Genomic DNA, 25072 nt, shown 5'->3' with positions numbered 1-25072 from the left:
CGGGAAGTTCCTAGAGATCGCCTGATACCGAGTTGTGCCGGTTTCGCACGTAGCTGGCGTAGGGGAGTACCGGTACGTGTCGCAGCATGTCGGTCTTTGTCGCTGTCCCGGCGTCGATGCCAGTCTGTGCCCGCCATGTGTGCGACGGGGTTTCCGTCCCGAGTCCGGTCACGCATCCAGCCGGTGAGGTTGTTCCCTGACTGAAAGATCGCCTTGACGGGGGCCAGCGCCGGACTTAGTTTGTTCATTCAACGGACAAACTTCGATGGCGGTGTGGCTGTGACTGTCTCTCCACCGGTGCAGGCGGGGTCTGGTCGGCAGCCGGCTGATCAGGCGACGGTGCGGCGGAGCAATCTTGCGCTGGTGCTGCGCCATCTGCGGGATGCGGGTCCGCGGTCGCGGGCGCGGATCGCGGTGGAGACCGGGTTGAACAAGGGCACGGTGTCCAGCTTGGTGGCCGAGTTGGTCGAGCGGGGGCTGGCTCGGGAGGGGGCCATCGAGCGGGATGGGGCGGTTGGGCGGCCGGCGCAGAGTGTGGAGCTGGATGGGCGCCGGATCGGCGGCATCGGGGTGGAGATCAATGTCGACTACCTGACCGTGCTCGTGCTCGACCTGAGGAACAGCGTGGTCGTCGAGTATCGGGTGGCGCTCGACGTGCAGGCGCTTTCCGCGGCCGCGGTGCTCGATTCGGTGACCGAGCTGGCCGTGCGGGCGCTCGGCGAGTGTGCCCGGCTCGGCATGACGCCGATCGGGATGACGCTGGCCGTTCCGGCGCTGGTCGACGTCGACGCCGGGGTCGTGGCCTTCGCCCCCAACCTGCACTGGCGCCAGGTCGAGGTGGTGCGGGGCGTGATCGACCGGCTCTCCGCGCGGACGGGTGTCCGGCCGGCGTTTCCGATCAAAGTGGACAACGACGCGAACCTGGCGGCGCTCGGCGAGTACGCGATGGGCGGCATCGCCGGCGCGTCCGATCTGGTCTATCTCACCGGTGAGACCGGCGTGGGTGGCGGCGTGATCGTGGGCGGCCGGTTGCTGCGTGGCGCCGAGGGGTTCTCCGGCGAGGTCGGGCACATCCCGCTCGACCAGTCGGGACATGACTGCGGCTGTGGGCGGCGTGGTTGCTGGGAGACGATGGTCGGTCTGGCCGGGTTGTTCCGGATGGCCGCCGAGGGGAACGACCCGGTGCGCGATCCGTCGCTGGACCTGGACCAGCGGCTGGACATGGTCCGGGGCCGGGCCGAGGCGGGGGAGACGCGCACCTTGGACGCGCTGGCCCGGGTCGGCACGGCGCTCGGCCTCGGCGCGTCGGTTCTGGTCAACGTGTTCAACCCGCGGGCCCTGGTGCTCGGCGGCTATTTCGCCAGCCTCGGGGCGTATCTGCTGGGTCCGGTGATGCGCGAGCTGCGGGCCCGCGTCATGGCGCCGGACGTCGGGGGGTGCCGGGTGGAGCTGTCCCGGCTCGGCTTCACCGCCGCGGCACGCGGTGGGGCACACGTCGCGTTCGAGTCGGTGCTCGACGATCCCACCGTCGTCGCCGTCCCGTCGCCAGCTCGGTAATCGACAGCAGCGAGAGGTAAGGGCATGACGGCGCGGTTGCTGACCATGTCGGGGATCGTGAAGGAGTTCCCGGGTGTGCGGGCCCTGGACGGGGTGGAGCTCGAGGTCGACGCGGGCGAGGTGCACTGCCTGCTCGGCCAGAACGGCGCCGGGAAGTCGACGTTGATCAAGGTGCTGTCCGGCGTGCACACCCCGGACGCCGGCACGATCTCCTGGCGCGGCGAGGAGGTTTCGCCGGCCACGCCGACCGCGGCGATGCGGCTCGGGATCGCCACGATCTACCAGGAGCTCGACCTGGTGGACGGCCTTTCCGTGGCGGACAACATCTTTCTCGGTCACGAGCACGCCCGGGCCGGGTTCGTGCGGCGCGGCGCGATGCGGGCAGCGGCCCGGAACCTGTTGCGCCAGTTGGGCCATCCGGAGATCCGGGTGACCCGTGAGGTCGGCCGCCTGTCCGCGGCGGGCAAGCAGCTGGTGAGCATGGCCCGGGCGCTGTCCCGGGACGCCCGGCTGCTGATCATGGACGAGCCGTCCGCAGTGCTGGCCGCCGACGAGGTGGCCAACCTGTTCCGGGTGATCCGCGAGCTGACCGCGCGCGGCGTCGCGGTGGTCTACATCTCGCACCGGTTGGACGAGATCCGGGAGATCGGCGACCGGATCACCGTGCTCAAGGACGGCCGCACGGTCGCGGTCGGCCTGCCCGCGCGGACCACGCCGACGAAGGAGATCGTCGCGCTGATGACCGGCCGCGGCGTGGAGCACGTGTTCCCGCCGCGCCCGCCGGCCGGCACGCACGACGACCGGCCGGACGTGCTCACGGTGGACGCGCTGGCGCTGCGGGGCGCGTTCGCCGGCGTGTCGTTCTCCGTGCGGGCGGGGGAGATCGTGGGGCTGGCCGGTCTGGTCGGCTCCGGCCGCTCGGAGGTCCTCGAGACGGTGTACGGCGCGCGCCGGCCGTCGGCCGGCACGGTGCGGATCCATGGGCGGGTGCTGCGGCCGGGCCGGGTGACGTCGGCGGTCGTGGCCGGCATCGGGCTCGCGCCGGAGGAGCGCAAGAGCCAGGCGCTGCTGCTGCACGACTCGGTGGCGCGCAACGTGTCGCTGGCCTCGCTGCCCCGCTACGCCCGGCTGGGTTGGCTCAACCGGCGCCACGAGCTGGCCGACGCCCGGGTGCAGGCGAGCGCGCTTTCGGTGCGGCCCAACGACGTCCGGCGCGGGGTGCGGACGCTGTCCGGCGGCAACCAGCAGAAGGTCGTGCTGGCCCGGTGGCTGGTGAAGCGGTGCGAGCTGCTCCTGCTCGACGAGCCGACCCGCGGGGTGGACGTGGGCGCCCGCGCCGAGCTGTACGCGCTGATCCGGGAGCTGGCCGGCTCGGGCGTGGCGATCCTGCTGGTCTCGAGCGAGGTGCCCGAGGTGCTCGGCCTCGCCGACCGCGTGGTGGTGCTGCGCGAGGGCCGGGTGGTGGCCACCGCGGACGCCGGCGAGCTCGACGAGCACGACGTTCTCGATCTGGTCATGAAAGGGAAGGCAGCGGCATGAGCGAGCTTGCGAGCGAATCAATGTCACAGGGCGACCGCGAGCGGCTCGACCGAGCCTGCGAGGGGGAGCTGTGAGCGGGCCGGCGGTGTCTGGACTGACGAGCAGCGCAGGGAGTGAGGAACGAGCGAGCGAGCAGCGCAGGAGGGAAGGCACCGCGTCAAGGCCCGCTCCCGCGAGCGGAGCGAGCCAAAAGGACACAGCATGAGCGAGCAGTCAACCGAATCCGCGGCGGTCGAGCAGCCGCCGCCGGTGGACGAGACGGCCAGGGTGGAGGCCGCGGCGGCGCAGGCCGCGGAGCACCTGGCGCCGGGCCGCCGTTTTGGGCTTCCCCGGATCCGCGAGGTGCGCAACCTCGGGCTGACCGGCGTGCTGGCCGCGCTGGTGGTGGTCGGGGCGGTGACGAAGCCGGACCAGTTCCTGCGGCTGGACAACCTGATCCTGATCCTCACGCTGGCCTCGATCATCGGCGTGGTCACCGTGGGGATGACGTTCGTGATCATCGGCGGCGGCATCGACCTGTCCGTCGGGGCGATCGTGGCGCTGGCCACGGTGTGGGCCACCACGAAGGCCACGCAGGGCTACGGCATCGGCGGGATCGTGTTCACCGCGCTGGCCGTCGGGATCGGCTGCGGTCTGATCAACGGGTTGCTGATCGCCTACGGCCGGATGGTCGCGTTCATCGCCACGATCGCGATGCTGGCCGGCGCGCGGGGGCTGGCCATCCAGATCTCCGGCGGCCACACCCAGACCGTGAACGCGAAGAACCAGGCGCTGGTCGACCTCGGCTACAAGGACAGCTACCTCCTCGGTATCCCGCCGCTGGTGCTGATCTTCGCCGGGGTGGCGGTGGTCGGCTGGATCCTGCTCAACCGCACCACGTTCGGCCGGCACACGTTCGCCATCGGCGGCAACCTGGAGGCGGCCCGCCTGGCCGGCATCGACGTGCGGCGGCACACCCTGCTGCTGTACGTGCTGTCCGGGCTGTGCTGCGGCGTCGCCAGCGTGATGCTGGTGATCTTGACCAGCAGCGGTGCGTCGGCCAACGGCAACCTCTACGAGCTGGACGCGATCGCCGCGGTGATCATCGGCGGCACGCTGCTGTCCGGCGGGCGCGGCACGCTGTTCGGCTCGGTTCTCGGCGTCCTGGTCTTCACCACGATCAGCGACCTGTTCACCCTCAACAACCTTTCCACGGCGGCTCAGCAGATCGCCAAGGGACTGATCATCGTCGCCGCCGTGCTCGTCCAGCGGCGCGCGGAACTGGCAGAAAGGACATCGTCATGACGACCGGATCCGGTGTGCCGCGCCGAGGTTTCCTCGCGGGGGCTTCGCTGCTGGGTGTGGGCGCGCTCGCCGCGTGCACCAGCAACGCCGACAACAGCGGGAGCGCGGCGCCGAACAACAACGCGCAGAACGCGGCCAACGCGCAGCCCGGCAAGAACGTGAAGGTCGGTTTTGCCGGCCCGCAGGCCGACCACGGCTGGCTGAACGCGATCAACCTGAACGCCCGCAACGAAGCCAAGAAGTACTCCGACGTCAACCTGGTCATCACCGAGGGCAGCAACGACGCGGCCACCCAGGCCAGCCAGATCGACTCGCTGATCAACCAGAAGGTCGACGTGCTGGTGATCCTGCCGGCCGACGGCAAGCAGATGACCCCGGCCGGGCGCAAGGCGATGGACGCCGGCATCCCGGTGATCAACCTGGACCGGATCTTCGACTCGGCGCAGTCGTACCGGACCTGGGTCGGCGGCGACAACTACCGGATGGGCCTCAACGCCGGCAACTACATCGCCCAGAAGCTCGGCGGCAAGGGCACGGTGGTGGAGCTGGCCGGCATCGACACCCTGGAGCTGACCCGGCAGCGCACCCAGGGCTTCGACGACGCGCTGGCGAACTACCAGGGCATCCGCAAGATCGGCCGGGCGGCCGCGGAGTTCAACGTGCAGACCGGCCAGGCCCGGATGGCCGAGCTGCTGCAGGCCTACCCGCAGTTCGACGCGCTCTGGAACCACGACGACGACCAGGGCATCGGCGCCATGCAGGCGATCCGCCAGGCCGGCCGGAGCAACTTCCTGATGGTCGGCGGCGCCGGGTCGAAGACCGCCATGGACCAGATCAAGGCGGACAACACGGTGCTGAAGGCGACCGTGCTGTACCCGCCGACGATGGCCGCGTCGGCGATCCGCCTGGCCCGGCTGCTGGGCCAGACCAAGGGGCTCGGTGATCTCGCCGAGCAGGAGGTGCCGGCGTCGGTGACGTTGTTCTCCGCCGTGGTGACCAAGGACAACGTCGACAAGTACCTGCCGCTGTCGTTCGAGTGACGGAATGCCCTGAAGGTGACCTTCAGGGCATCGAACGTCCCGAAGGTCACCTTCATAGCACTTGGAGCCGAGACGGGAGCACCTGATGATCCGCAGAGGCAGACGGTTCTTGACGATTCTGGCCACGGCACTCGCCGGCCTGTCGGTGGGCGCCGCCCCGGTGCCGGTGGCCGCGGCGGTGACCGATCCGCCGTTCCGGGCGCTGGTCTTCGCCAAGACGACCGGGTTCCGGCACGACTCCATTCCGGACGGTATCGCCGCCATTCAGCAACTGGGGCAGCAGCACAACTTCACCGTCGACACCACCGAGGACGACGGCCAGTTCACCGACGCCAACCTGGCCCGGTACGACGTGGTGATCTTCCTGTCGACCACCGGGGATCCGCTCGGCACGCAGGCCGAGAAGGACGCCTTCCAGCGCTACATCCAGCACGGCGGCGGATTCGCGGGCGTGCACGCCGCCTCCGACAGCGGCTACACCTGGGCCTGGTACGGCGGCCTGGTCGGCGCCTACTTCAAAGAGCACCCGGCGATCCAGCAGGCGACGGTCAAGGTCGAGGACCCGGCGCACCCCGCCACGCAGGGCCTGCCGACCCGGTGGACCCGGACCGACGAGTGGTACGACTTCCAGACCGACCCGCGCGGCCACGTGCACGTGCTGACGTCGATGGACGAGACCTCGTACTCCGGCGGCACAATGGGCTTCGACCACCCGAACACCTGGTGCCAGGACTATGACGGCGGCCGCTCCTGGTACACCGGCCTCGGCCACACCAAGGAGAGCTTCACCGAGCCGAACTTTCTGCACCTGCTGCTCGGCGGCATCCAGACCGCGGCCGGTGTGGTGCAAGCGGACTGCGCCGCTTCGCTGGACACGAGCTTCGACAAGGTCACCCTGGACGACAACACGTCCAACCCGATGATGCTCGACATCGCCAACGACGGCCGGGTGTTCTACATCGACCGGCTCGGCGACGTGAAGGTCATCCGACCCAACGGCGGCGGCACCGTGACCGCCGGCCATCTGAACGTCTTCACCGCCAACGAGAGCGGACTCCTCGGCATCGCACTGGATCCGCACTTCGACACGACCCACTGGGTCTATCTGTACCACTCACCCTCGGCCACGGTCGTCGACCGGTTGTCCCGGTTCACCGTCGACGGCGACACCCTGGACGTGTCCAGCGAGCACGTGGTGCTGGACATTCCGGTGCAGCGGGACGAGTGCTGCCACCACGGCGGCGGCATGGTGTTCGACCAGGGCACCGGCGACCTGTGGCTGGCCAACGGGGACAACACCAACCCGTTCGCCTCCGACGGCTACACCCCGATCGACGAGCGGTCCGGCCGCTCCGCCTGGGACGCGCAGAAGTCCGCGGCCAACACGAACGACCTGCGCGGCAAGGTGCTGCGCATCCACCCCGAATCCGACGGCAGCTACACGATCCCGGCCGGCAACCTCTTCCCGCCCGGCACCGCGCGGACCCGGCCGGAGATCTACGGCATGGGCTTCCGCAACCCGTTCCGGATCGGCATCGACCCGGCGACACACAAGCTGCTGGTCGCCAACTTCGGCCCGGACGCCGGCACCGCGAGCCCGACCCGCGGCCCGGAGAACACTGTCGAGTGGGACGTCCTCAACCAGCCGGGCAACTACGGCTGGCCGTACTGCGTCGGCAACAATCGGCCGTACGTCGATTTTGACTTTGCCACGGGAACCTCGGGGGCGCCGTTCGACTGCGCGCACCCGGTGAACAACTCGCCGAACAACACCGGGTTGACCGATCTGCCGCCGGCCATTGCGGCGATGGTCTACTACCACTACGCCGCCGATCCGGCATTCCCGGAGATCGGTGGCGGCGGCGCGCCGATGGCCGGGCCGACCTACCGGTACGACCCGAACCTGGTCTCCGACCGCAAGTGGCCGGCGTACTGGGACGGCAAGGCGATCTTCGGCGAGTGGAACCAGGACAAGCTGTATTCCTTCCAGCTCAACGAGGACGGCAGCCGGCTGGTCGACATCAACCAGATCCTCGGCACGTTCAGCTTCAAGAAGCCGATGGACATGAAGTTCGGTCCGGACGGTGCGCTGTACCTGATCGAGTGGGGCTCCGGGTTCGGCGGGGACAACGCGGACTCCGCCGTCTACCGGATCGACTACGTGCAGGGCAACCGGCCGCCGGTCGCCCGGGCGGCCGCGGACCGGACCAGCGGCCCGGCCCCGCTGACCGTGCACTTCTCCAGTGACGGTTCGCGCGATCCGGACGGCACGCCGATCACCTACGCGTGGGACTTCGACGGCAACGGCACGGTCGACTCCACCGAGGCGAACCCGACGTTCACCTACACCGCCAACGGAAACGTCAGCGCGAACCTGACGGTGACCGACGCCGACGGCCGGACCGGCAGCGCCAGCGTGCCGATCGTGGTCGGCAACACCGTGCCGGCGGTCACCCTGACCGCGCCGCCGAACGGCGGGTTCTTCGACTGGGGCGACCAGGTGCGGTACGCCGTCACGGTCACCGACCCGGAGGACGGCACGATCGACTGCGCGCAGGTGACGCTGCAGTCCATCCTCGGCCACGACACCCACGGGCACCCGCTCGACCAGTACCACGGCTGCTCCGGGCTGGTCCAGACCACCTTGTCGTCCGGGCACGAGGACGGCGACAACGTGTTCGGCGTGCTCGAGGCCAGCTACACCGACCACGGCGGGGCCGGCGGCGCGGCGCCGCTGACCGGCCGGGCTCAGGTCGTGTTGCAGCCCAAGCACAAGCAGGCCGAGTTCTTCAGCGCCACCGGCCGGGTTCCGGACGGCACCGGCACCGGATCCCCGGGCGTGACCCCGGAGACCGCGTCCGACCCGCAGGGCGGGTTCCAGGACATCGGGTCCATCGAGGACGGTGACTGGTGGTCGTTCGATCCGGCCAGCCTGACCGGCATCGACGCGATCCGGTTCCGGGTGGCGTCGGCCTCGACCGGCGGCACCATCGAGGTGCGCACCGGCGCGCCGGACGGCACGCTCGTCGGCAGCGTGGCGGTGCCCAACACCGGCGGCTGGCAGACCTACACCGACGTCTCGCTTGCGTTGGCGAGTCCGCCGACCACCGGTGGGCCGCTGTACTTCGTGGTCCGCAAACCGGCCGGCAGCACCAACGACGGCGGGCTGCTCAACGTCAACTGGGTCGACTTCCTCGGCCGGGGGGCGACCGACAACCAGCGGCCGGACGTGACCGCGACCGCCACCCCGAACCGCGGCACGGCGCCGCTGGCGGTCAACTTCCACGCCACCGCAACGGATCCCGACGGTGACACGCCGCTGACCTACCAGTGGGACTTCGGCGTGGCCGGCGCGCCGCGACCATCCACACCGGACGCTTCGTTCACCTACACCGTGCCCGGCTCATACCAGGCCTCGGTGACCGTGACGGACAGCCGGGGCGCGGCCCGGATCGAGACGGTGCCGGTCGTCGTGGAAAGCCCGCCGACGGCGTGCCTGTCCGGGAAGTCCGACGACTTCCTCGGCACGTCGCTGGACCGCAACCGGTGGACGGTCATCCGGGAGAACCAGGACCTGTCCGTTTCGGGCGGCGGCCTGCACATCCCGACCGCCAACGCCGACATCTACGGCACCGACAACTCCCACCCGGTGCCGAACCTGGTCGTCCAGCCCGCGCCCAGCGGCCCCTGGCAGGCCACGGCGAAGCTGTCGCTGACCGCGCGGGACGCCTACGAGCAGGCCGGTCTGGTGCTCTACGGCGACGACGACAACTACGCCAAGATGGTGTTCGAGGCGCGCGGCACCGCCGACGCCAACGCCCGGGTCTTCCAGTTCATCCGGGAGGAGAACGGCTCGCCCAACGAGGTCGGGGACTCCAACACGGCCAACCTCGGATCGGCGTACCCGGACACCGTCTACGTCCGCCTGGCCAGCGACGGCACGCACCTGCTCGCGTCCTACTCGGCGGACGGGTCGTCCTGGACCCAGATGCCGCAGACGGACAAGCTGGTCGCCGGGATCACCAACCCGCGGATCGGCCTGATGTCGTTGACCGGCGGCGGCGGAACCCGGCCGGTGATCGACGCCTCGTTCGACTGGTTCAGCCTGCTGCCGGACCCGACCGCCACGCCGCCGTCGCCGAACGACGAGTTCGACGGGTCTGCTGTGGACGGTTGCCGGTGGACCACGATCGTCCGGCCGGACCCCGCGCACGAGCGGGTCACCGGCGGCAACCTGGAGATCGACACCGGCAACGGTGACATCTTCGGCACGCCCAACGGCACGCCGACGAACTTCACCCTGCAGACCCCGCCGGCCGGGGACTGGACGGTGGAGACGAAGGTCGACGGCAGCGCGCTCGACGAGCAGTTCCAGCAGGGCGGGCTGATCGTCTACGTCGACGACGCGAACTACGTGAAGTTCGACTTCCTCGCCGGCAATCCGGCCGGATCGCCGGTGTCCCGGCGGATCGAGCTGCGTGGCGAGGTCGGCGACGCCGTGCAGAACCCGCAGCCCAACACCAGCGACCTCACCCAGGGCGTCTGGTATCTGCGCCTGACCAAGCAGGGCGACACCTACCACGGGCTCTACTCCGCGGACGGCACGACCTGGACGGACATCGGCCAGGCGGTGACCAACGCCGCGGTGGCGAGCGGCAAGGTCGGGCTGTTCACCATCGGGACCAACCAGACGGTGTCGAAGACGGTCAGGTTCGACTACTTCCACGCCTCCTGGGCCCAGCCGGTGGACACCACCAAGCCGGTCACCACCGCGTCGACCGACCCGGCGAACCCGGGTGCCGCCGGCTGGTTCACCGGCCCGGTCACGGTCACGCTGGTGGCGGCCGACGAGGCGGGCGGCAGCGGCGTGGACCGCACCGAGTACACAGTGGACGGTTCGGCATTTGTGCCTTACACCACGCCGTTCACGGTGACCGGCGACGGCACGCACACCGTGACCTACCGGTCGGTGGACAAGGCCGGCAATGTCGAGGACACCCGGACGCTGACGGTCCGGGTGGACACGACCGCGCCGCTGACCACCGCGCAGTTCGCCCCGCCCAACGACGACGGGTGGAACGACCACGGGGTACCGGTGACCCTGTCCGTCGCGGACGCCGCGTCCGGGGTGGACCGCACCGAGTACACAGTGGACGGTGGGCCGTGGACGCCGTACACCGAGCCGGTCAACGTCACCGGCGACGGCACGCACACGGTGACCTACCGCTCGGTCGACAACGCCGGGAACGTGGAGACCGACAAGGCCGCCACGATCAAGATCGACGGCACCGCGCCGACGGTCCTGGTCTCCGGCATCGCGAACGGGCAGATCTACGGCGACAGCCAGGATCTGCGGATCAGCTGGCAGGCCGCGGACGCCATGTCCGGGGTCAGGACGCTGACCGGGAGCCTGGACGGGAACCCGTACACCTCCGGCACCCTGCAGGCGCTGTTCGAGCTCGGTCTCGGCACGCACACCCTGCAGGTGACCGCGGTGGACCGGGCCGGCAACAGCACCGTGCAGGCGGTCAACTTCGGTGTCAGCACGTCGATGCGGGACATGGCCAACCTGATCGACCGGTTCCGCGCGACCGGATGGCTGTCCCAGGCCAACGCGAGCACGTTGCAGGCGCAGCTGTCCAAGGCGCGCAAGGCCGAGGCGAACGGCAACGACGCCAAGGCCGTCCGGGAGCTGCGGACGTTCCGGACCCTGGCCACTGATCCGGCGCTGGTGCCGATGGCCGAGGTCCGCCAGGTCCTGGCCCGCGACACCGACGCGGTGATCGCGGTGCTGTCCGGCCCGGCCGCACACGGCGAGCGGTTCGCCAGATAGCCGGGTGGGGCGTCCCGCGGCGGCCGCGGGACGCCCCACCCGGCTGATCCCGCGACGGCCGGGGGATGGCGAGCTGGGAAGGGAGAGCGGGATGAGCGAAGCGATCGGCGTGTGGCTGATCGGCGCCCGGGGCTCGGTGGCGACCACGGCCGTCGCCGGTGCGGCCGCGCTTCGGGCCGGGCTGGCCGCGCCGGTCGGGTGCGTTGCCGACTTGCCCGACTTTGCCGGTGCCGGGCTGCCGGCGCTCAGCGAGTTGGTCTTCGGCGGTCACGACGTGGTGCAGACGCCACTGTCCAAGCGGGCCGAGCAACTCGCACACGCCGGAGTGCTCCCGCCGGACCTGCCCGCCCTCGTGGCCGCCGACCTCGCCGCCGCGGACGATGAGATTCGTTGTGGGGCAAGGCAGTCCACCGATGTTGACCGGTTGGCGGCAGACCTCGCGGACTTCGCGGACCGGCACGGCCTCACCCGGGTCGTGGTGATCAACGTGGCCTCGACCGAGCCGCCCGTTGCGCCGCACCCGGCCCACGGGTCGCTGGCGGCGCTGGAAAGTGCGCTGCGGCACGGGGATCCCGTGCTGCCGGCCAGTTCGCTCTACGCCTACGCGGCATTGCGGGCCGGTTGCGGGTATGTCGACTTCACTCCGTCGACCGGGGCCGCGCTGCCGGCCCTCGACGAACTGGCGCGGGAGATGCGGGTGCCGTACGCGGGCCGGGACGGCAAGACGGGGGAGACGTTGCTGCGTTCGGTGCTCGCGCCGATGTTCGCCCAGCGCGCCCTGCGGGTGCTGGCCTGGTCCGGCACGAACCTGCTCGGTGGGGGAGACGGGGCCACGCTCGCCGATCCGGACACCGCGGCCAGCAAGAACCGGTCCAAGCAGCGGGTGCTTCCGGACGCGCTCGGCTACCCGGTCGACGGCGAGGTGCACATCGATTACGTGGCCTCGCTCGGTGAGCACAAGACCGCCTGGGACCACGTGCTGTTCGAGGGTTTCCTCGGCGCGCGGATGACCTTGCAGCTCACCTGGCAGGGCTGCGACTCGGCGCTGGCCGCGCCCCTGATCCTGGACCTGGCCCGGTTCATGGCCCTCGCGCTGTCGACCGGGCGGCCAGGCCCGGTGCCGGAGCTCGGGTTCTTCTTCAAGGACCCGATCGGAGCTTCGCCGCCCGGGCTGGCCGCGCAGTACGCCGCGCTTCGCGAGTGGGCCGCGCCATGAACGTTCGGGACCTGGTCGAGCTGGTGCGGGCACCGGCCGCGCTGACCGTGCCCGGCGACAGCCTGGCCGGGGCGGCGGCGGCCGGCTGGCCGTTCGGACGCCGGACGGCGGGCCTCGCCGCGTCGTCGGTGTGCCTGTACTGGGCGGGGATGGCGCTCAACGACTATGCCGACCGTGAGGTGGACGCCGTGGAGCGGCCGGGTCGCCCGATCCCGTCGGGTCGGGTCCGGCCGGGGGTGGCGCTCGGTCTGGCGGCGGGACTGACCGCCGCCGGGCTCGGGCTCGCCGCATCGGCCGGCAGGTGGCGGGCATTGGCCGTCGCGGTGCCGCTGGCCGGCACGGTGTGGGCCTACGACCTGATCGTGAAGGCCACAACCATGGGGCCCGCGGCGATGGCGGCGGCGCGAACGCTGGACGTCCTGCTCGGTGCGGGACCGGGTGGGCTGCGGTCGGCCGGGCCGGCCGCGCTCGCCGTCGGAGCGCACACGCTGGCGGTCACGACGCTGTCCCGGGCGGAGGTGTCCGGCGCCGACCGCCGGTTGCCGGCGGCACTGCTCGGGGTCACCGGTGCCGTGACCTTGGCCGCGGTCCCCTGGGCGGGGCCGAGTGCCCTGAAGGCGGCCTTCAGGACACCCAACGTCCCGAAGGTCACCTTCAAGGCATTCGCGACCACCCTGCTGGCCGGCTACGCGGGCACAGTCGGAGCCGCGCAACTCGCCGCAGCTCGCGACCCCACACCCCCGCAGGTGCAACGGGCCGTCGGTGCCGGAATCCTCGGCCTGATACCACTGCAGGCTGCGCTGGCCGCACGTGCGGGGGCGCCGCGCTCGGCCGCGCTGCTGGCAGCGGCGTTCCCGCTCGCCCGCAAACTCGCGAGGCGGGTGTCCCCGACATGAGCAGCGTCCACAGTGGAGGATTGCGGTTCGGCTACGGCACCAACGGGTTCGCCAACCACCGGCTGACCGACGCGCTCGCGGTACTGGCCGACCTCGGCTACGAGGGCGTGGCGCTCACCCTGGACCACGACCACCTCGATCCGTACGCGCCCGACCTGCTCCGGCGAGTGGACGCCGTGGCGCGGGAGCTCGACCGGCGGCGGCTCGCCGTGGTCGTGGAGACCGGCGCACGGTACCTGCTCGACCCGTGGCGGAAGCACTGGCCGACACTGCTCGGCTCCGGTCGGGACCGGCGGGTGAACCTGCTCCGGCTCGCCGTGCACGTGGCCGCCGACCTCGGTGCCGAGGCGGTGTCGTTCTGGAGCGGCACCCGGCCGGACGACGTGCCCGAGGCGCGAGCCTGGGACAACCTCGTCGCCGGCTGCGCGGAGGTGATCGAGACCGCCGATGCGGCGGGCATGCCGCTGGGCTTCGAGCCGGAGCCCGGGATGCTGGTCGCCGACCTGGACGGCTACCAGCGCCTGCGGCAGCGGCTCGGCGCCCCGGAGCTGTTCGGCCTCACCCTGGACATCGGGCACTGCCGCTGCAACGAGCACGCCTCGGTGCCGGACTGTGTCCGGAGGGCCGGGCCGCACCTGGTCAACGTGCAGATCGACGACATGCGCCGCAGTGTGCACGAGCACCTGGAGCTCGGCACCGGGGAGATCGACTTCCCGCCGGTGCTCGCGGCGTTGCGCGAGGTCGGCTACCGCGGGCTGGTCGCGGTCGAGCTGCCCCGGCACAGCCACGCCGCCCCCGAGGTCGCCCGCCGCTCGCTCGCCTTCCTGCGCGCCGCCGTGGGCGCGGAGGCGGTCTTATGACCCCGGAATCCTTGCGTGGTCAGCTTTCCGGCGCCGCCGAGCGGTGGCTGGCCGGGGCCCTGGCCCGGGTCGAGACCGACCCGGCCGCGATCCGCACCCTGTTCCCGGCCGCCGGGCGTGCCTGCGGCCGGGACCCGCTGCCCGAACCGCCGGGCTGGACCGTCGACGACGCGGTCCGGGTGCTGCTGCTCGCCGCGTTGCCACTGACGGGGGAGCCGCTCTCCGCCGAGGCCGCCGACCTGTACCGGTACGGCGGCCCGGCGGAGAAGCGGGCCGTGCTGCGTGGGCTGGCCCTGCTCCCGATCGGCGACGCCGGCCTCCCTCTGGTCCGGGATGCCTTGCGCACCAACGACACCCGCCTCATCTCGGCCGCCCTCGGGCCGTACGCCGCCACCCACCTGGACCCGCCGGCCTGGCGGCACGGGGTGCTCAAGTGCGTGTTCACCGGCATCCCATTGTCCGAAATAGACGGTCTGGACCGGCGTCTCGACGCCGAGCTGGTCCGGATGCTGCGCTCGTTCGCCGAGGAGCGGGCCGCCGCCGGCCGCGATGTTCCGGCCGACGTGTACCACCTCGTGCCGGACCTGAGGGAGCTGTGATGCGCGTCTTCGACCCGCACATCCACATGACGTCCCGGACCACCGACGACTACCGGGCGATGTATGACGCCGGGGTGCGGGCGCTGGTCGAGCCGGCGTTCTGGTTGGGCCAGCCGCGCACCAACATCGGCAGCTTCACCGACTACTTCGACGGTCTGATCGGTTGGGAACCCTTCCGGGCGGCCCGGTTCGGCATCCGCCACCACTGCACGCTCGCGCTGAACCCCAAGGAGGCCAACGATCCGCGGTGCGTGCCGGTGCTCGAGGTGCTGCCGCGCTACCTGGAGCGGGACGGGGTGGTCGCGGTCGGCGAGGTCGGCTACGACTCGATGACCCCGGAGGAGGACACCGCGTTCGCCGCCCAGCTCCAGCTGGCCATCGAGCACGACCTGCCGGTGCTGGTGCACACCCCGCACCGGGACAAGGCCGCCGGCACCCGGCGCTCGCTCGACGTCGTCCGCGAGTCCGGCATCCCGCCGGGGCGCGTGCTGATCGACCACCTCAACGAGGTGACCGTCGGCATGGTGGCCGAATCCGGGTGCTGGATGGGGTTCTCCATCTACCCGGACACGAAGATGGACGAGGACCGGATGGTGGCCGTCCTGCGGGCGTACGGCACGGAGCGGAAGCTGGTCAACTCGGCGGCCGACTGGGGCAACAGCGATCCCCTGAAGACCGTGAAGACCGGGCGCGCGATGCTCGCCGCCGGGTTCGAAGAGTCCGATGTGGACGCCGTGCTCTGGCGGAACCCGGTCGAGTTCTACGGCCAGAGCGGGCGGCTCGAACTGTCCGATCTGGACTCCGAGCCGGGCGCGACGTTCGAGGGCAACTCGGTGCTGCGCGGCGCCCGGAAGGAGCCCTGACCCCGATGCGGTTCCGGCATCCGGACGGCGGCCTGGTCCACCTCTCCTACTGCACCAACGTGCACGCGGCCGAGGACCTCGGCGGGCTCGTCACTCAGCTCGCCCGCTACGCCGAACCGGTCCGTGAGCGGCTCGGCACCAGCACGCTCGGGCTCGGCCTGTGGCTGGCCCGCGGAGTGGCCACCGAGCTGATCGACGACGACCGCGCCGTCGCCCGGCTGCGCGCCGAGCTGGCCGCCCGCGGTCTGGAAGTCGTGACGCTCAACGGCTTTCCGTACCGTGGCTTCCAGGACCCGGTGGTCAAACACAAGGTCTACGCGCCGGACTGGTCGCAACCCGAACGCCTGCACTACACGCTCGACTTGGCGCGGCTGCTCGGCCGGCTGCTGCCGGAGGATGCCGGCGCCGGCAGCGTGTCCACGCTTCCGCTGGCGTGGCGCACGCCGTGGCTGTCCCAGCGGCGGGCCGCCGCGGCCGCGAACCTCGACCGGCTCGCCGAGGGGCTGGCCAAGCTCGCCGCCGAGACCGGCCGGCCGGTGCGGGTCGGGTTCGAGCCCGAGCCGGGCTGCGTCGTGGAGACCACCGCCCAGGCCGCCACCCAACTGTCCGATGTAGACGGTGAGTGGCTGGGCGTGTGCCTGGACACCTGCCACCTCGCGGTCGCCTTCGAGGACCCCGCCGCGGCGCTCGGCCGGCTGGCCGCGGCCGGCCTGCCCGTGGTGAAGGCGCAGGCATCGGCCGCGCTGCAGGCCGACCACCCGGACGACCCGGACACCCGGTCCGCGCTGCGGTCCTTCGTGGAGCCCCGGTTCCTGCACCAGACCCGGTCCGCGACCGGTAACGGCACCGACGACCTCGACCTGGCGCTCGCCGGCGGGCTGCCCGGCGACTCGGCCTGGCGGGTGCACTTCCACATCCCGCTGCACGCCGAGCCGGCGGCCCCGCTTGCCAGCACCCGACCGGTGTTGCGGGACACCCTGGCCGGCCTGCTCGGTGGCCCGACCGCCCTGACCCGGCACGTCGAGGTGGAGACCTACACCTGGCACGTGCTGCCGAACGCGCCGCGCGACGACGCCGGTCTGGTCGAGGGCCTCGCCGCCGAGCTGGACTGGACCCGCCGCGAGCTGACCGTCCTCGGCTTGAAGGACGTGAGCGCATGAGCCGCAACGAGACTCGGCGGCGGCATCAGCCGCGTGCCTGCCAACCGCACCCAAGGGGAACGAGACGCAACCCAGCCACGGAAACCCTGCCAACCGAACGATGTCAACGCATCGCCACCACAGAAGTAAATTCCGGAGAGGCGGAACTGTGAGCCTCCTCGTGCTCGACGTGGTCGGGCTGACCCCGCGGCTGCTGCCGCACATGCCGAACCTGCGGGGTGTTGCCCGCGACGGGTTCCAGGCGCGGCTGGACACCGTGTTCCCCGCGGTGACCTGCTCGGTACAGTCGACATTCCTGACCGGGCTGCTGCCGCGCGAGCACGGGATCGTCGGCAACGGCTGGTACTTCCGCGACCTCGGCGAGGTCTTCCTGTGGCGGCAGCACAACGCCCTGGTGCACGGCGAGAAGCTGTGGGCGGCGGCCCGCCGGGCGCGGCCGGGCTTCCGGGTCGCCAACGTGTGCTGGTGGTACGCGATGGGCGCGGCCACCGACCTGACCGTCACACCGCGCCCGGTCTACCACGCCGACGGCCGGAAGTCCCCGGATTGCTACACCTGGCCACCGTCCCTGCACGACGAGCTGACGGGCCGGTTCGGCGACTTCCCGCTGTTCCAGTACTGGGGCCCGACGGCCGGGCTCGCCTCCTCCGAATGGATCATCGCGGCGGCGCGGCACATCCTGGCCGCACACGAGCCCGACCTGACCCTGGTCTACCTGCCGCACCTGGACTACGACCTCCAGCGCCACGGCCCGGACAGTCCACACGCGACAGCCGCCGCGCGCCAAATGGACGCCGCGCTCGCCCCGCTGCTGGCCGACGCGCGGGCGCGAGGCATGACCGTGCTGGCGCTGTCGGAGTACGGCATCACACCCGCGCGCCGCCCGGTCGACGTGAACCGGGCGCTGCGCCGCGAGGGCCTGCTGAGCGTCCACACCCAGGCCGGCATGGAGTACCTGGACCCGTGGACCTCCCGGGCGTTCGCGGTGGCCGACCACCAGATCGCCCACGTCTACGTCCAGGATCCCGGCGACCTGCCCCGGGTTCGCGCCGTCGTCGCCGAACTGTCCGGAGTGGACACCGTGCTGGACCGGGACGGTCAGGCCGCCCTCGGCGTGGACCACGAGCGGGCCGGCGAGCTGGTCGCCATCGCCGAACCCGACGCCTGGTTCACTTACTACTACTGGCTTTCCGACGACCGAGCCCCGGACTTCGCGCGCACCGTGGAGATCCACCGCAAACCCGGCTACGACCCGGCCGAGCTGTTCCTCGACCCGGCCGACCGCGCGGTGAGGCTGCGCGCGGCCGCCGCGCTGGTGCGCAAGAAGCTCGGCCTGCGCTACACCATGCGCGTGGTGCCGCTCGACCCGTCGTGCGTGCGGGGCAGCCACGGCCGGCTGCCCGATGCCCACGCGGACTCCCCGGTGCTGCTCTGCTCCGACCCGCGGGCCGGTCGCGACCGCGTGGCCGCCATCGACGTGAAGGCGCTCATGCTGTCCCTTGCCGGCCTGACCCAGAAAACCACGCTCTAGGAGGAGGAACCGATGGCGCGACCGCTCACCCTGTTCACCGGGCAGTGGGCCGACCTGCCGTTCGAGGAGATCTGCCGGCTGGCCAGCGAGTGGGGCTACGAGGGCCTGGAGATCGCCTGCTGGGGCGACCACTTCGAGGTGGACAAAGCGGTGTCCGACGACTCCTACGTCAAGTCCACTCTGGACACTCTGGCGAAGTACAACCTCCAGGTGTGGACCATCTCCAACCATCTGGTCGGCCAGGCGGTGTGCGACCACCCGATCGACGAGCGACACAAGGGCATCCTGCCGGCCCGGATCTGGGGCGACGGCGAGCCCGAGGGCGTGCGGCAGCGTGCGGCCGAGGAGATGAAGAACACCGCCCGGGCCGCCGCCAAGCTCGGTGTGTCCACGGTGGTCGGCTTCACCGGCTCCTCGATCTGGCACACCGTCGCGATGTTCCCGCCGGTGCCGCCGGCGATGATCGAGCGCGGCTACGCCGACTTCGCCGAACGCTGGAACCCGATCCTGGACGTGTTCGACGAGGCCGGCGTGCGGTTCGCGCACGAGGTCCACCCCAGCGAGATCGCCTACGACTACTGGACCACCGTGCGCACCCTCGAGGCCATCGGCCACCGCCCGGCGTTCGGCCTCAACTTCGACCCCTCCCATTTCATCTGGCAGGACCTCGACCCGGTCGCGTTCCTCTGGGACTTCAAGGACCGCATCTACCACGTCGACTGCAAGGAGTCCCGCAAACAACTCAACGGCCGCAACGGCCGCCTCGGCTCCCACCTGCCCTGGGCCGACCCGCGCCGCGGCTGGGACTTCGTCTCCACCGGCCACGGCCACGTGCCGTGGGAGGACATCTTCCGCATGCTCAACGCCATCGGCTACGACGGCCCGATCTCCATCGAATGGGGAGGACGCCGGCATGGACCGCCTCACCGGAGGCCCGGAGGCCCTGGAGTTCATCCGCAAGCTCAACTTCGAGCCACCGGCGGCTGCGTTCGACGCGGCGTTCTCGTCGGGGGAGTAAGTGCGATGAAGGGGGCCTTCAGGGCATTCAACGCCCTGAAGGTCCCCTTCATGGCACCTTCACCACCACATCCGGCCGCGGCCGCCCCACCGCAGCCCGGTACGCCGCCACCAACTCAGCCGCAACAACATCCGGCTCGGTCCGCAATCGTGTCGGAATGGTCTGAACCAGCACGACACCAGCTGCGGCGTACCGTGCGTTCCGCGCCAAGGTGCGGGCGTAGTCGCCGCGTCCGAAGTGGTATTCGTACGAGTCGATCTCCCAAGCCAGCGCGACCTCATCGCACCAGCCGTCGGGCCGGGCGATGAACCTCCCGTTCCTGTCGAACAAATCCACGTTCCACGCCGGCGCAGGCAAACCCGTCCGCCCCCACATCTGCTTCCCGTCGATCTCCGCCACGGACCGCGCACCGGACAGCAGGTCCTTCAGTACCTCTCGCGGCACGGAGGTACCACGCCGACTGCCCATCTCGAGCTCATGGGCGAGGATCCCGGGTGCAACCCGGCCGCGTTGCACCGCCTCGGCCATCAGCGCTCGAACCGGATCGAAGGCGCGGAGCCGCCGGCATGCGTCGAGCACCGACCGAGCCGGCGGAGCCAGGGGGAGGCCGTCGCGGATCACCGGCTCCGGAGGCCTGGTCGTCCGCTCCACGATCACGTAGTCGCTGCTCTTCACCTGGCGGTCATGCGGAACGAGCAGGTGCACGGTCGGCTGCTCCGGTACGGCTCGCAAGCCGTACTGCCGACACCCCTCGAGGCCGGTGACGACCGCCTCCGGCCCGGCATACAGCAGGGCGGCCTCCACGAGCTGGCGACGCGTCGGTGGCGAGTTGCCGAGAAGGACGATGCCCGGCAGTGGCCGCTGCCACGGTCCATTCGGAACGCACCGGCGGTACGCGGTCCGCGGCGGCACCCCGAGCTCGTCCAGTACGGCCACGGTGATAGCGCCGTGCCGGCTGTGCTGCTGGAGCACATGTGGATCTGCCGCCCAGGTTCCTCGTCGCATGTACTCATCGTCGGCAGCGGGGGGAGGGGGCAACAGGGTAGGTGCGCGGGTTGTGGATAAGTGGAGTGCCATGAAGGTGACCTTCGGGACGTTCAACGCCCTGAAGGCCCCCTTCATCGCACTTCCCGCCGCAACCAGTCGGCGGGATCGCGCATGATCGCGCGCGTGACGGAGCCGGCCGCGCCCAGAACCGCGGCGTCGGTTCCGGCTGTTCCGGGTCGGACGGTCACTGGCGACCAGGCCGCGGACAGGACCCGGCGGTCGACCTCGCGCTGCAGCTCCGGTGCGGTCCAGGCGGCCAGCGGTGCGTAGCTTCCGCCCAGCACGATCTCCGGGAGGTCCAGGAGGTTGATCGCGCCGGCACCGGCGATGCCGAGCGCCCGGCCGGCCGTGCGCAGCGCCTGATCCGTCCGGGCGTCGCCGGCCGAGGCGGCCTCGGCGATCCGGTCGACTACGGCCGGGTCCGTCGCGGCGACCGGGAGGCCGCTGGCGCGCACGATGGCCTCCAGCCCGGCGAAGCGCTCCAGGCACCCCCAGGCGCCGCACCGGCAGGCGGGGCCGTCCGGGTCGACGGTCACGTGCCCGATCTCGCCGCTCCAGCCGCGCATGCCGTGGAACAGCTCCCGGCCGACGACGATCCCGGCCCGGACCTCGGTCCCCCCGCGGACGTACAGGAAGTCGCCCGGCGCCGCCGCAACGCTGTGCAATTCGCCCAGCGCGGCGAAGTTGGCCTCGCTGTCGACCGTGACCGGAACGCGGGACAGTTCGGCCGTGCGGGACAGCAGGCCGAGGATGTCGACGTCGCGCCAGCCGAGGTCGGGGGCGAACCGCAGCACCCCGGCCGGCCAGTCGACCAGCCCGGGCACGGCCACCGCGACGCCGGCGGTGACCAGCCCGTCCGCCGCGACGACCGCGATGGCGTGGGCTGCCAGGGCGGCCAGCACCGCGGAGGTGCGCTCGGGGTCCTGGCCGCGCTGGTCGTCCCGGACCACCTCCCGGTGCCGGACCGCACCGGCGAGATCCACGACGCAGGCGGCCAGGTAACCGGCGTTGAGCTCGACGCCGAGGCCGCCGATCCGGGTGCCGTCGATCACCAGGCCGGTCGCCGGCCGCCCGGTCGGCTTGGCCAGCCGGGGCTCCAGCTCGCCGACCAGGCCGCTACTGACCAGCGTGTCGACCAGCGCGGACACCGTCGCCTTGGTCAACCCGGTCGTCGCGGCCACCTCGGCCCGGGACACCGGCTCCGGCGCGTCGGCGATCTGCTTCAGCACGAGCGCGAGGTTGCGTTCGCGCAGGCTGTCCTGCCGGGCCGGCCGCGGTTCCAGCGCACGCACACCGGTGAGCTTGACACACCGGCGATCAAGGCGATGAATGCATCGCGTCCTCGTCAGGAGTGTCGGTGGTCTGGCCCGCGCCGTGCACCCGGCGCAGCCACCGCTCGGTCGTGCTGATGTGCACGAGGGCCGCGGCCTGGGCGAGGTTGGCGTCACCCTCGCCCAGGGCGGCGTAGATCGCCGCGTGTTCGGCGAGGGTCTGGTCGGCGGCGTTGGCCTCGACCATCCCGCGCCACACGCGGGCGCGCAGTGTGCCACTGGAGATGCCGTCGATGAGCGTGGTGAGCGCCTCGTTGCCGGTGGCCGCGACGACCGCGTGGTGGAACGCGGCGTCGTGTTTGTTGAGCAGCTCGACGTCCTCGCGCACGGCGCGCATGGCGTCGAGGTGGCCCTTGATCTCGGCCAGCTGGTCGGGGGTGACCCGGGTGGCGGCGAGCCCGGTGGCGACCGGCTCGAACAGCCGGCGCACCTCGGTGAGCTCGAGCAAGGTGTTGCCGTGCATGAGTTCCACGGCCAGGCCGAGACCTTCGAGCAGCACGGCGGGGGCGAGGCTGGTGACGTAGGTGCCGTCGCCGCGGCGCACGTCGAGGACCCGGGCAACGGCCAGGGCCTTCACCGCCTCGCGCATCGGGCTGCGGGAGATGCCCAGCTCGGCGGCGAGTTGCTGCTCGGGCGGGAGTTTCGCGCCGGGGGGCAGCGTCCCGGACTGGATCAGCGCCCGGATGCGGGCGATCGCCTCGTCGGTGAGCGACACTCGCCTACCCTACCAGACATATGATGTCTGAAATCGATTTCGGCCATGTGATCATATGTTTGGTCTGAAGTCGTGGCCACAGCGGCACTCAAGTGCCTTGATCTGGACGATTCCACACATGTCCTCTATACATACATATGTTGTTTGTGGGTCCTGGTGAGCTGAGGTGGGCCAACCCGTGACAGAGCTGATCGCCGCCGTGGACGCGGTCGACGTGCGCTTCCCGACCTCCCGGGAGCTGGACGGGTCGGACGCGCTGAACCCGGAGCCGGACTACTCGGCCACCTACGTCACCGTGCGCACGAGCAGCGGGCAGGAAGGCTTCGGCCTGGCGTTCACCGTGGGGCGGGGCAACGAGATCACGGTCGCGGCGGTGCGCTCGCTCGCGCCGCTGGTGGTCGGCCTGCCGGTCGCGGAGGTGCTCGCCGACCTCGGCGCCTTCTCCGCCCGGCTCACCCGGGACAGCCAGCTGCGGTGGCTGGGCCCGGAGAAGGGCGTGATCCACATGGCGGCCGCGGCCGTGGTCAACGCCGTGTGGGACCTGCGGGCCCGCCGGGCGGGCAAGCCGGTGTGGCAGCTGCTCGCCGACCTCTCACCGGAGGAGTTGGTGTCCCTTGTGGACTTCCGGTACATCGCCGACGCGCTCACCCCCGGCCAGGCGCTGGCCATCCTGCGGGCCGCCGAGCCCGGCCGCGCGCAGCGGCGGGCGAAGCTCCTCGAGGACGGCTACCCGGCCTACACCACGACCCCCGGCTGGCTCGGCTACACCGACGACAAGTTGGTGCGCCTGGCGAAGGAGGCGGTCGCCGACGGCTTCGGGCAGATCAAGCTCAAGGTCGGCGTGGACCCGGCCGCCGACGAGCGCCGGCTGCGGCTTGCCCGGGCGGCGCTCGGACCGGACGTGCGGATCGCGGTGGACGCCAACCAGGCCTGGGGCGTCGAGCAGGCCATCGAGTGGCTGCGCCGGCTCGCGCCGTACGACCCGTACTGGATCGAGGAACCGACCTCACCGGACGACGTGCTCGGGCACGCCGCGATCCGCAGGGCGGTCGCGCCGATCAGGGTCGCGACCGGCGAGCACGTCCACAACCTGGTGATGTTCAAGCAGTTGCTGCAGGCCGGCGCCGTCGACGTGCTCCAGCTCGACGCGAGCCGGGTCGCCGGGGTCACCGAGAACGTGGCGATCCTGTTGCTGGCGGCCAAGTTCGGCGTGCCGGTGTGCCCGCACGCCGGTGGCGTCGGGCTGTGCGAGATGGTGCAGCACCTGGCGATGTTCGACTACGTCGCGGTCAGCGGCACCACCGAGGACCGGGTGATCGAGTACATCGACCACCTGCACGAGCACTTCGTCGACCCGGTCCGGATCCGGGCCGGGCACTACCTGGCCCCCACCGAGCCGGGACTGGGCGCCCGCATGCGCCCGGAGTCGGTGGCCCGGTTCGCCTTCCCGGACGGTCTCGAGTGGACCGTGGCGGCGGCCGGCTGAGCACCTGAGAAAAACGCTGGAACACAAAGGAGTGTGGCGGGATGAGAGTGGGCAGGATCAGCGCGGGCCTGCTCGCGCTGTCGGCAGCGCTGGCCGCCTGCAGCAGCACCACGAGCGGGTCCGGCGGAAACCTCGTGGGGGTCGACTATCCCCGGTCGGACACGGACTTCTGGAACTCCTACATCAGCTACGTGCCGCGCTACGGCGGTGAGCTGGGCCTGGACCTGAAGACCACCAACTCCCAGAACGACGTGGCCACCCTGACCTCGAACGTGCAGACGCTGATCAGCCAGGGCGTCAAGGGCGTGGTGATGGCGCCGCAGGACACCGCGGCCATCGCGCCGGCGCTGGAACAGCTGGCCGGCAAGAAGATCCCGGTGGTCAGCGTGGACACCCGCCCGGACTCGGGCGACGTGTACATGGTGGTGCGCGCGGACAACCGGGCCTACGGCGAGAAGGCGTGCAAGTTCCTCGGCACCAAGCTGAACGGCGCCGGCAAGGTGGTCATGCTGCAGGGTGACCTCGCCTCCATCAACGGCCGGGACCGCACCGAGGCGTTCAACGAGTGCATGAAGGCCAACTTCCCGAGCATCAGGGTCTTCGGCGAGGCCGCCAACTGGGACGCCGCGACCGCCTCTCAGAAGCTGCAGACCGACCTGACCGCGAACCCGGACATCCGGGGCGTCTACATGGAGTCCAGCTTCGCGCTGGCCGGCACGCTGCAGCTGCTGCGCCAGCGCGGCCTGCTGGTCCCGCCGGGTGACCCGAAGCACGTGTTCGTCGTGTCCAACGACGGAATTCCCGAGGAGCTGAAGAACATCTCCGAGGGCAACATCGACGCCACCGTCTCCCAGCCCGCCGATCTGTACGCCAAGTGGGCGCTGCAGTACCTGAAGGACGCCCTCGGCGGCAAGAAGTACTCGCCGGGGAAGACCGACCACGACAGCACGATCGTCGCGGTGCGGCCCGGCGTGCTCGAGGACCAGCTCTCCGCCCCGCTGGTCACCCGCGACGGCGCCACCTTCGGCGACGTGGCGAGCGTGAAGTACGACGACAAGTCGTTGTGGGGCAACAACCTCCGCCGCGGCTGACGAGGT

17 protein-coding genes and 1 pseudogene are annotated in these 25072 nt (G+C 71.2%); 15 read left to right on the top strand and 3 right to left on the bottom strand.

What is annotated here, in order from left to right; translation table 11 throughout:
• Positions 1-363 precede the first annotated feature (363 nt).
• From VGR06_RS07460 to VGR06_RS07400, 13 genes and pseudogenes are all read left to right on the top strand, one after another.
• A complete protein-coding gene (locus VGR06_RS07460; protein WP_327558226.1) occupies positions 364-1557 on the top strand; it encodes an ROK family transcriptional regulator in 1194 nt (397 codons plus the stop codon).
• Between the two features lie 24 nt (positions 1558-1581).
• Entirely contained in the window at positions 1582-3096 is a 1515-nt protein-coding gene (locus VGR06_RS07455; protein WP_327558225.1) for a sugar ABC transporter ATP-binding protein, read from the top strand.
• A 201-nt stretch (positions 3097-3297) separates the two neighbouring features.
• Positions 3298-4380 carry an ABC transporter permease gene (locus tag VGR06_RS07450; RefSeq protein ID WP_327558224.1) on the top strand — a complete coding sequence of 361 codons (1083 nt, stop codon included), beginning with the start codon at positions 3298-3300 and terminating at the stop codon, positions 4378-4380.
• Positions 4377-5420, top strand: a complete 1044-nt coding sequence (locus VGR06_RS07445; protein ID WP_327558223.1) for a substrate-binding domain-containing protein — start codon at positions 4377-4379, stop codon at positions 5418-5420. The genes VGR06_RS07450 and VGR06_RS07445 overlap by 4 nt, the downstream gene beginning before the upstream one ends.
• Positions 5421-5505: 85 nt before the next feature.
• A complete protein-coding gene (locus VGR06_RS07440) occupies positions 5506-11253 on the top strand; it encodes a ThuA domain-containing protein (RefSeq protein WP_327558222.1) in 5748 nt (1915 codons plus the stop codon).
• Between the two features lie 91 nt (positions 11254-11344).
• The gene (locus VGR06_RS07435) at positions 11345-12469 is read left to right on the top strand and encodes an inositol-3-phosphate synthase (protein WP_327558221.1); all 1125 of its coding nucleotides are present in this window, start codon (positions 11345-11347) and stop codon (positions 12467-12469) included.
• Positions 12466-13365 (top strand): SCO3242 family prenyltransferase, encoded by a 900-nt coding sequence (locus VGR06_RS07430; protein WP_327558220.1) that lies wholly within the window; start codon positions 12466-12468, stop codon positions 13363-13365. The genes VGR06_RS07435 and VGR06_RS07430 overlap by 4 nt, the downstream gene beginning before the upstream one ends.
• Positions 13362-14225, top strand: a complete 864-nt coding sequence (locus VGR06_RS07425; protein ID WP_327558219.1) for a sugar phosphate isomerase/epimerase family protein — start codon at positions 13362-13364, stop codon at positions 14223-14225. The genes VGR06_RS07430 and VGR06_RS07425 overlap by 4 nt, the downstream gene beginning before the upstream one ends.
• A complete protein-coding gene (locus VGR06_RS07420) occupies positions 14222-14824 on the top strand; it encodes an EboA domain-containing protein (RefSeq protein WP_327558218.1) in 603 nt (200 codons plus the stop codon). Before VGR06_RS07425 ends, VGR06_RS07420 begins: the two co-directional genes overlap by 4 nt.
• Positions 14824-15687 (top strand): TatD family hydrolase, encoded by an 864-nt coding sequence (locus VGR06_RS07415; protein WP_327558217.1) that lies wholly within the window; start codon positions 14824-14826, stop codon positions 15685-15687. The genes VGR06_RS07420 and VGR06_RS07415 overlap by 1 nt, the downstream gene beginning before the upstream one ends.
• A 5-nt stretch (positions 15688-15692) precedes the next feature.
• Complete coding sequence (gene eboE, locus VGR06_RS07410; RefSeq protein ID WP_327558216.1) at positions 15693-16847, top strand: metabolite traffic protein EboE; 1155 nt, start codon at positions 15693-15695, stop codon at positions 16845-16847.
• Positions 16848-16947: 100 nt separating this feature from the next.
• A complete protein-coding gene (locus tag VGR06_RS07405; RefSeq protein ID WP_414637181.1) occupies positions 16948-18378 on the top strand; it encodes an alkaline phosphatase family protein in 1431 nt (476 codons plus the stop codon).
• Positions 18379-18390: 12 nt separating this feature from the next.
• Positions 18391-19396: pseudogene (locus VGR06_RS07400) on the top strand (sugar phosphate isomerase/epimerase family protein).
• Between the two features lie 48 nt (positions 19397-19444).
• Here the strand turns inward: VGR06_RS07400 and VGR06_RS07395 are convergent.
• The 3 genes from VGR06_RS07395 to VGR06_RS07385 form a co-directional block, all read right to left on the bottom strand.
• Complete coding sequence (locus VGR06_RS07395) at positions 19445-20401, bottom strand: hypothetical protein (RefSeq protein ID WP_327558214.1); 957 nt, start codon at positions 20399-20401, stop codon at positions 19445-19447.
• Between the two features lie 113 nt (positions 20402-20514).
• Positions 20515-21735 (bottom strand): ROK family transcriptional regulator, encoded by a 1221-nt coding sequence (locus VGR06_RS07390; protein ID WP_327558213.1) that lies wholly within the window; start codon positions 21733-21735, stop codon positions 20515-20517.
• A 25-nt stretch (positions 21736-21760) separates the two neighbouring features.
• Positions 21761-22489 carry a FadR/GntR family transcriptional regulator gene (locus tag VGR06_RS07385; protein ID WP_327558212.1) on the bottom strand — a complete coding sequence of 243 codons (729 nt, stop codon included), beginning with the start codon at positions 22487-22489 and terminating at the stop codon, positions 21761-21763.
• A gap of 178 nt (positions 22490-22667) precedes the next feature.
• Between VGR06_RS07385 and VGR06_RS07380 the strand changes: the two genes are divergently transcribed.
• Positions 22668-23975 (top strand): enolase C-terminal domain-like protein, encoded by a 1308-nt coding sequence (locus VGR06_RS07380; protein ID WP_327558211.1) that lies wholly within the window; start codon positions 22668-22670, stop codon positions 23973-23975.
• 41 nt (positions 23976-24016) lie between these two features.
• Positions 24017-25066, top strand: coding sequence for a sugar ABC transporter substrate-binding protein (locus VGR06_RS07375; protein ID WP_327558210.1), 1050 nt, complete (start codon positions 24017-24019; stop codon positions 25064-25066).
• Positions 25067-25072 lie beyond the last annotated feature (6 nt).

The sequence above is a fragment of the Actinophytocola sp. genome (assembly GCF_036002505.1).
Lineage (GTDB): Bacteria > Actinomycetota > Actinomycetes > Mycobacteriales > Pseudonocardiaceae > DASYTH01.
Note: the sequence above shows the minus strand (reverse complement) of the source record. Positions and strands in the feature narration are given on the sequence as shown.

Bases quoted from the DNA above. Each gene is read 5' to 3' on its own strand.
- VGR06_RS07455 (WP_327558225.1), top strand. From the start codon at position 1,582: ATGACGGCGCGGTTGCTGACCATGTCGGGGATCGTGAAGGAGTTCCCG.
- VGR06_RS07450 (WP_327558224.1), top strand. From the start codon at position 3,298: ATGAGCGAGCAGTCAACCGAATCCGCGGCGGTCGAGCAGCCGCCGCCG.
- VGR06_RS07445 (WP_327558223.1), top strand. From the start codon at position 4,377: ATGACGACCGGATCCGGTGTGCCGCGCCGAGGTTTCCTCGCGGGGGCT.
- VGR06_RS07440 (WP_327558222.1), top strand. From the start codon at position 5,506: ATGATCCGCAGAGGCAGACGGTTCTTGACGATTCTGGCCACGGCACTC.
- VGR06_RS07435 (WP_327558221.1), top strand. From the start codon at position 11,345: ATGAGCGAAGCGATCGGCGTGTGGCTGATCGGCGCCCGGGGCTCGGTG.
- VGR06_RS07430 (WP_327558220.1), top strand. From the start codon at position 12,466: ATGAACGTTCGGGACCTGGTCGAGCTGGTGCGGGCACCGGCCGCGCTG.
- VGR06_RS07425 (WP_327558219.1), top strand. From the start codon at position 13,362: ATGAGCAGCGTCCACAGTGGAGGATTGCGGTTCGGCTACGGCACCAAC.
- VGR06_RS07420 (WP_327558218.1), top strand. From the start codon at position 14,222: ATGACCCCGGAATCCTTGCGTGGTCAGCTTTCCGGCGCCGCCGAGCGG.
- VGR06_RS07415 (WP_327558217.1), top strand. From the start codon at position 14,824: ATGCGCGTCTTCGACCCGCACATCCACATGACGTCCCGGACCACCGAC.
- eboE (WP_327558216.1), top strand. From the start codon at position 15,693: ATGCGGTTCCGGCATCCGGACGGCGGCCTGGTCCACCTCTCCTACTGC.
- VGR06_RS07405 (WP_414637181.1), top strand. From the start codon at position 16,948: ATGTCAACGCATCGCCACCACAGAAGTAAATTCCGGAGAGGCGGAACT.
- VGR06_RS07395 (WP_327558214.1), bottom strand. From the start codon at position 20,401: ATGCGACGAGGAACCTGGGCGGCAGATCCACATGTGCTCCAGCAGCAC.
- VGR06_RS07375 (WP_327558210.1), top strand. From the start codon at position 24,017: ATGAGAGTGGGCAGGATCAGCGCGGGCCTGCTCGCGCTGTCGGCAGCG.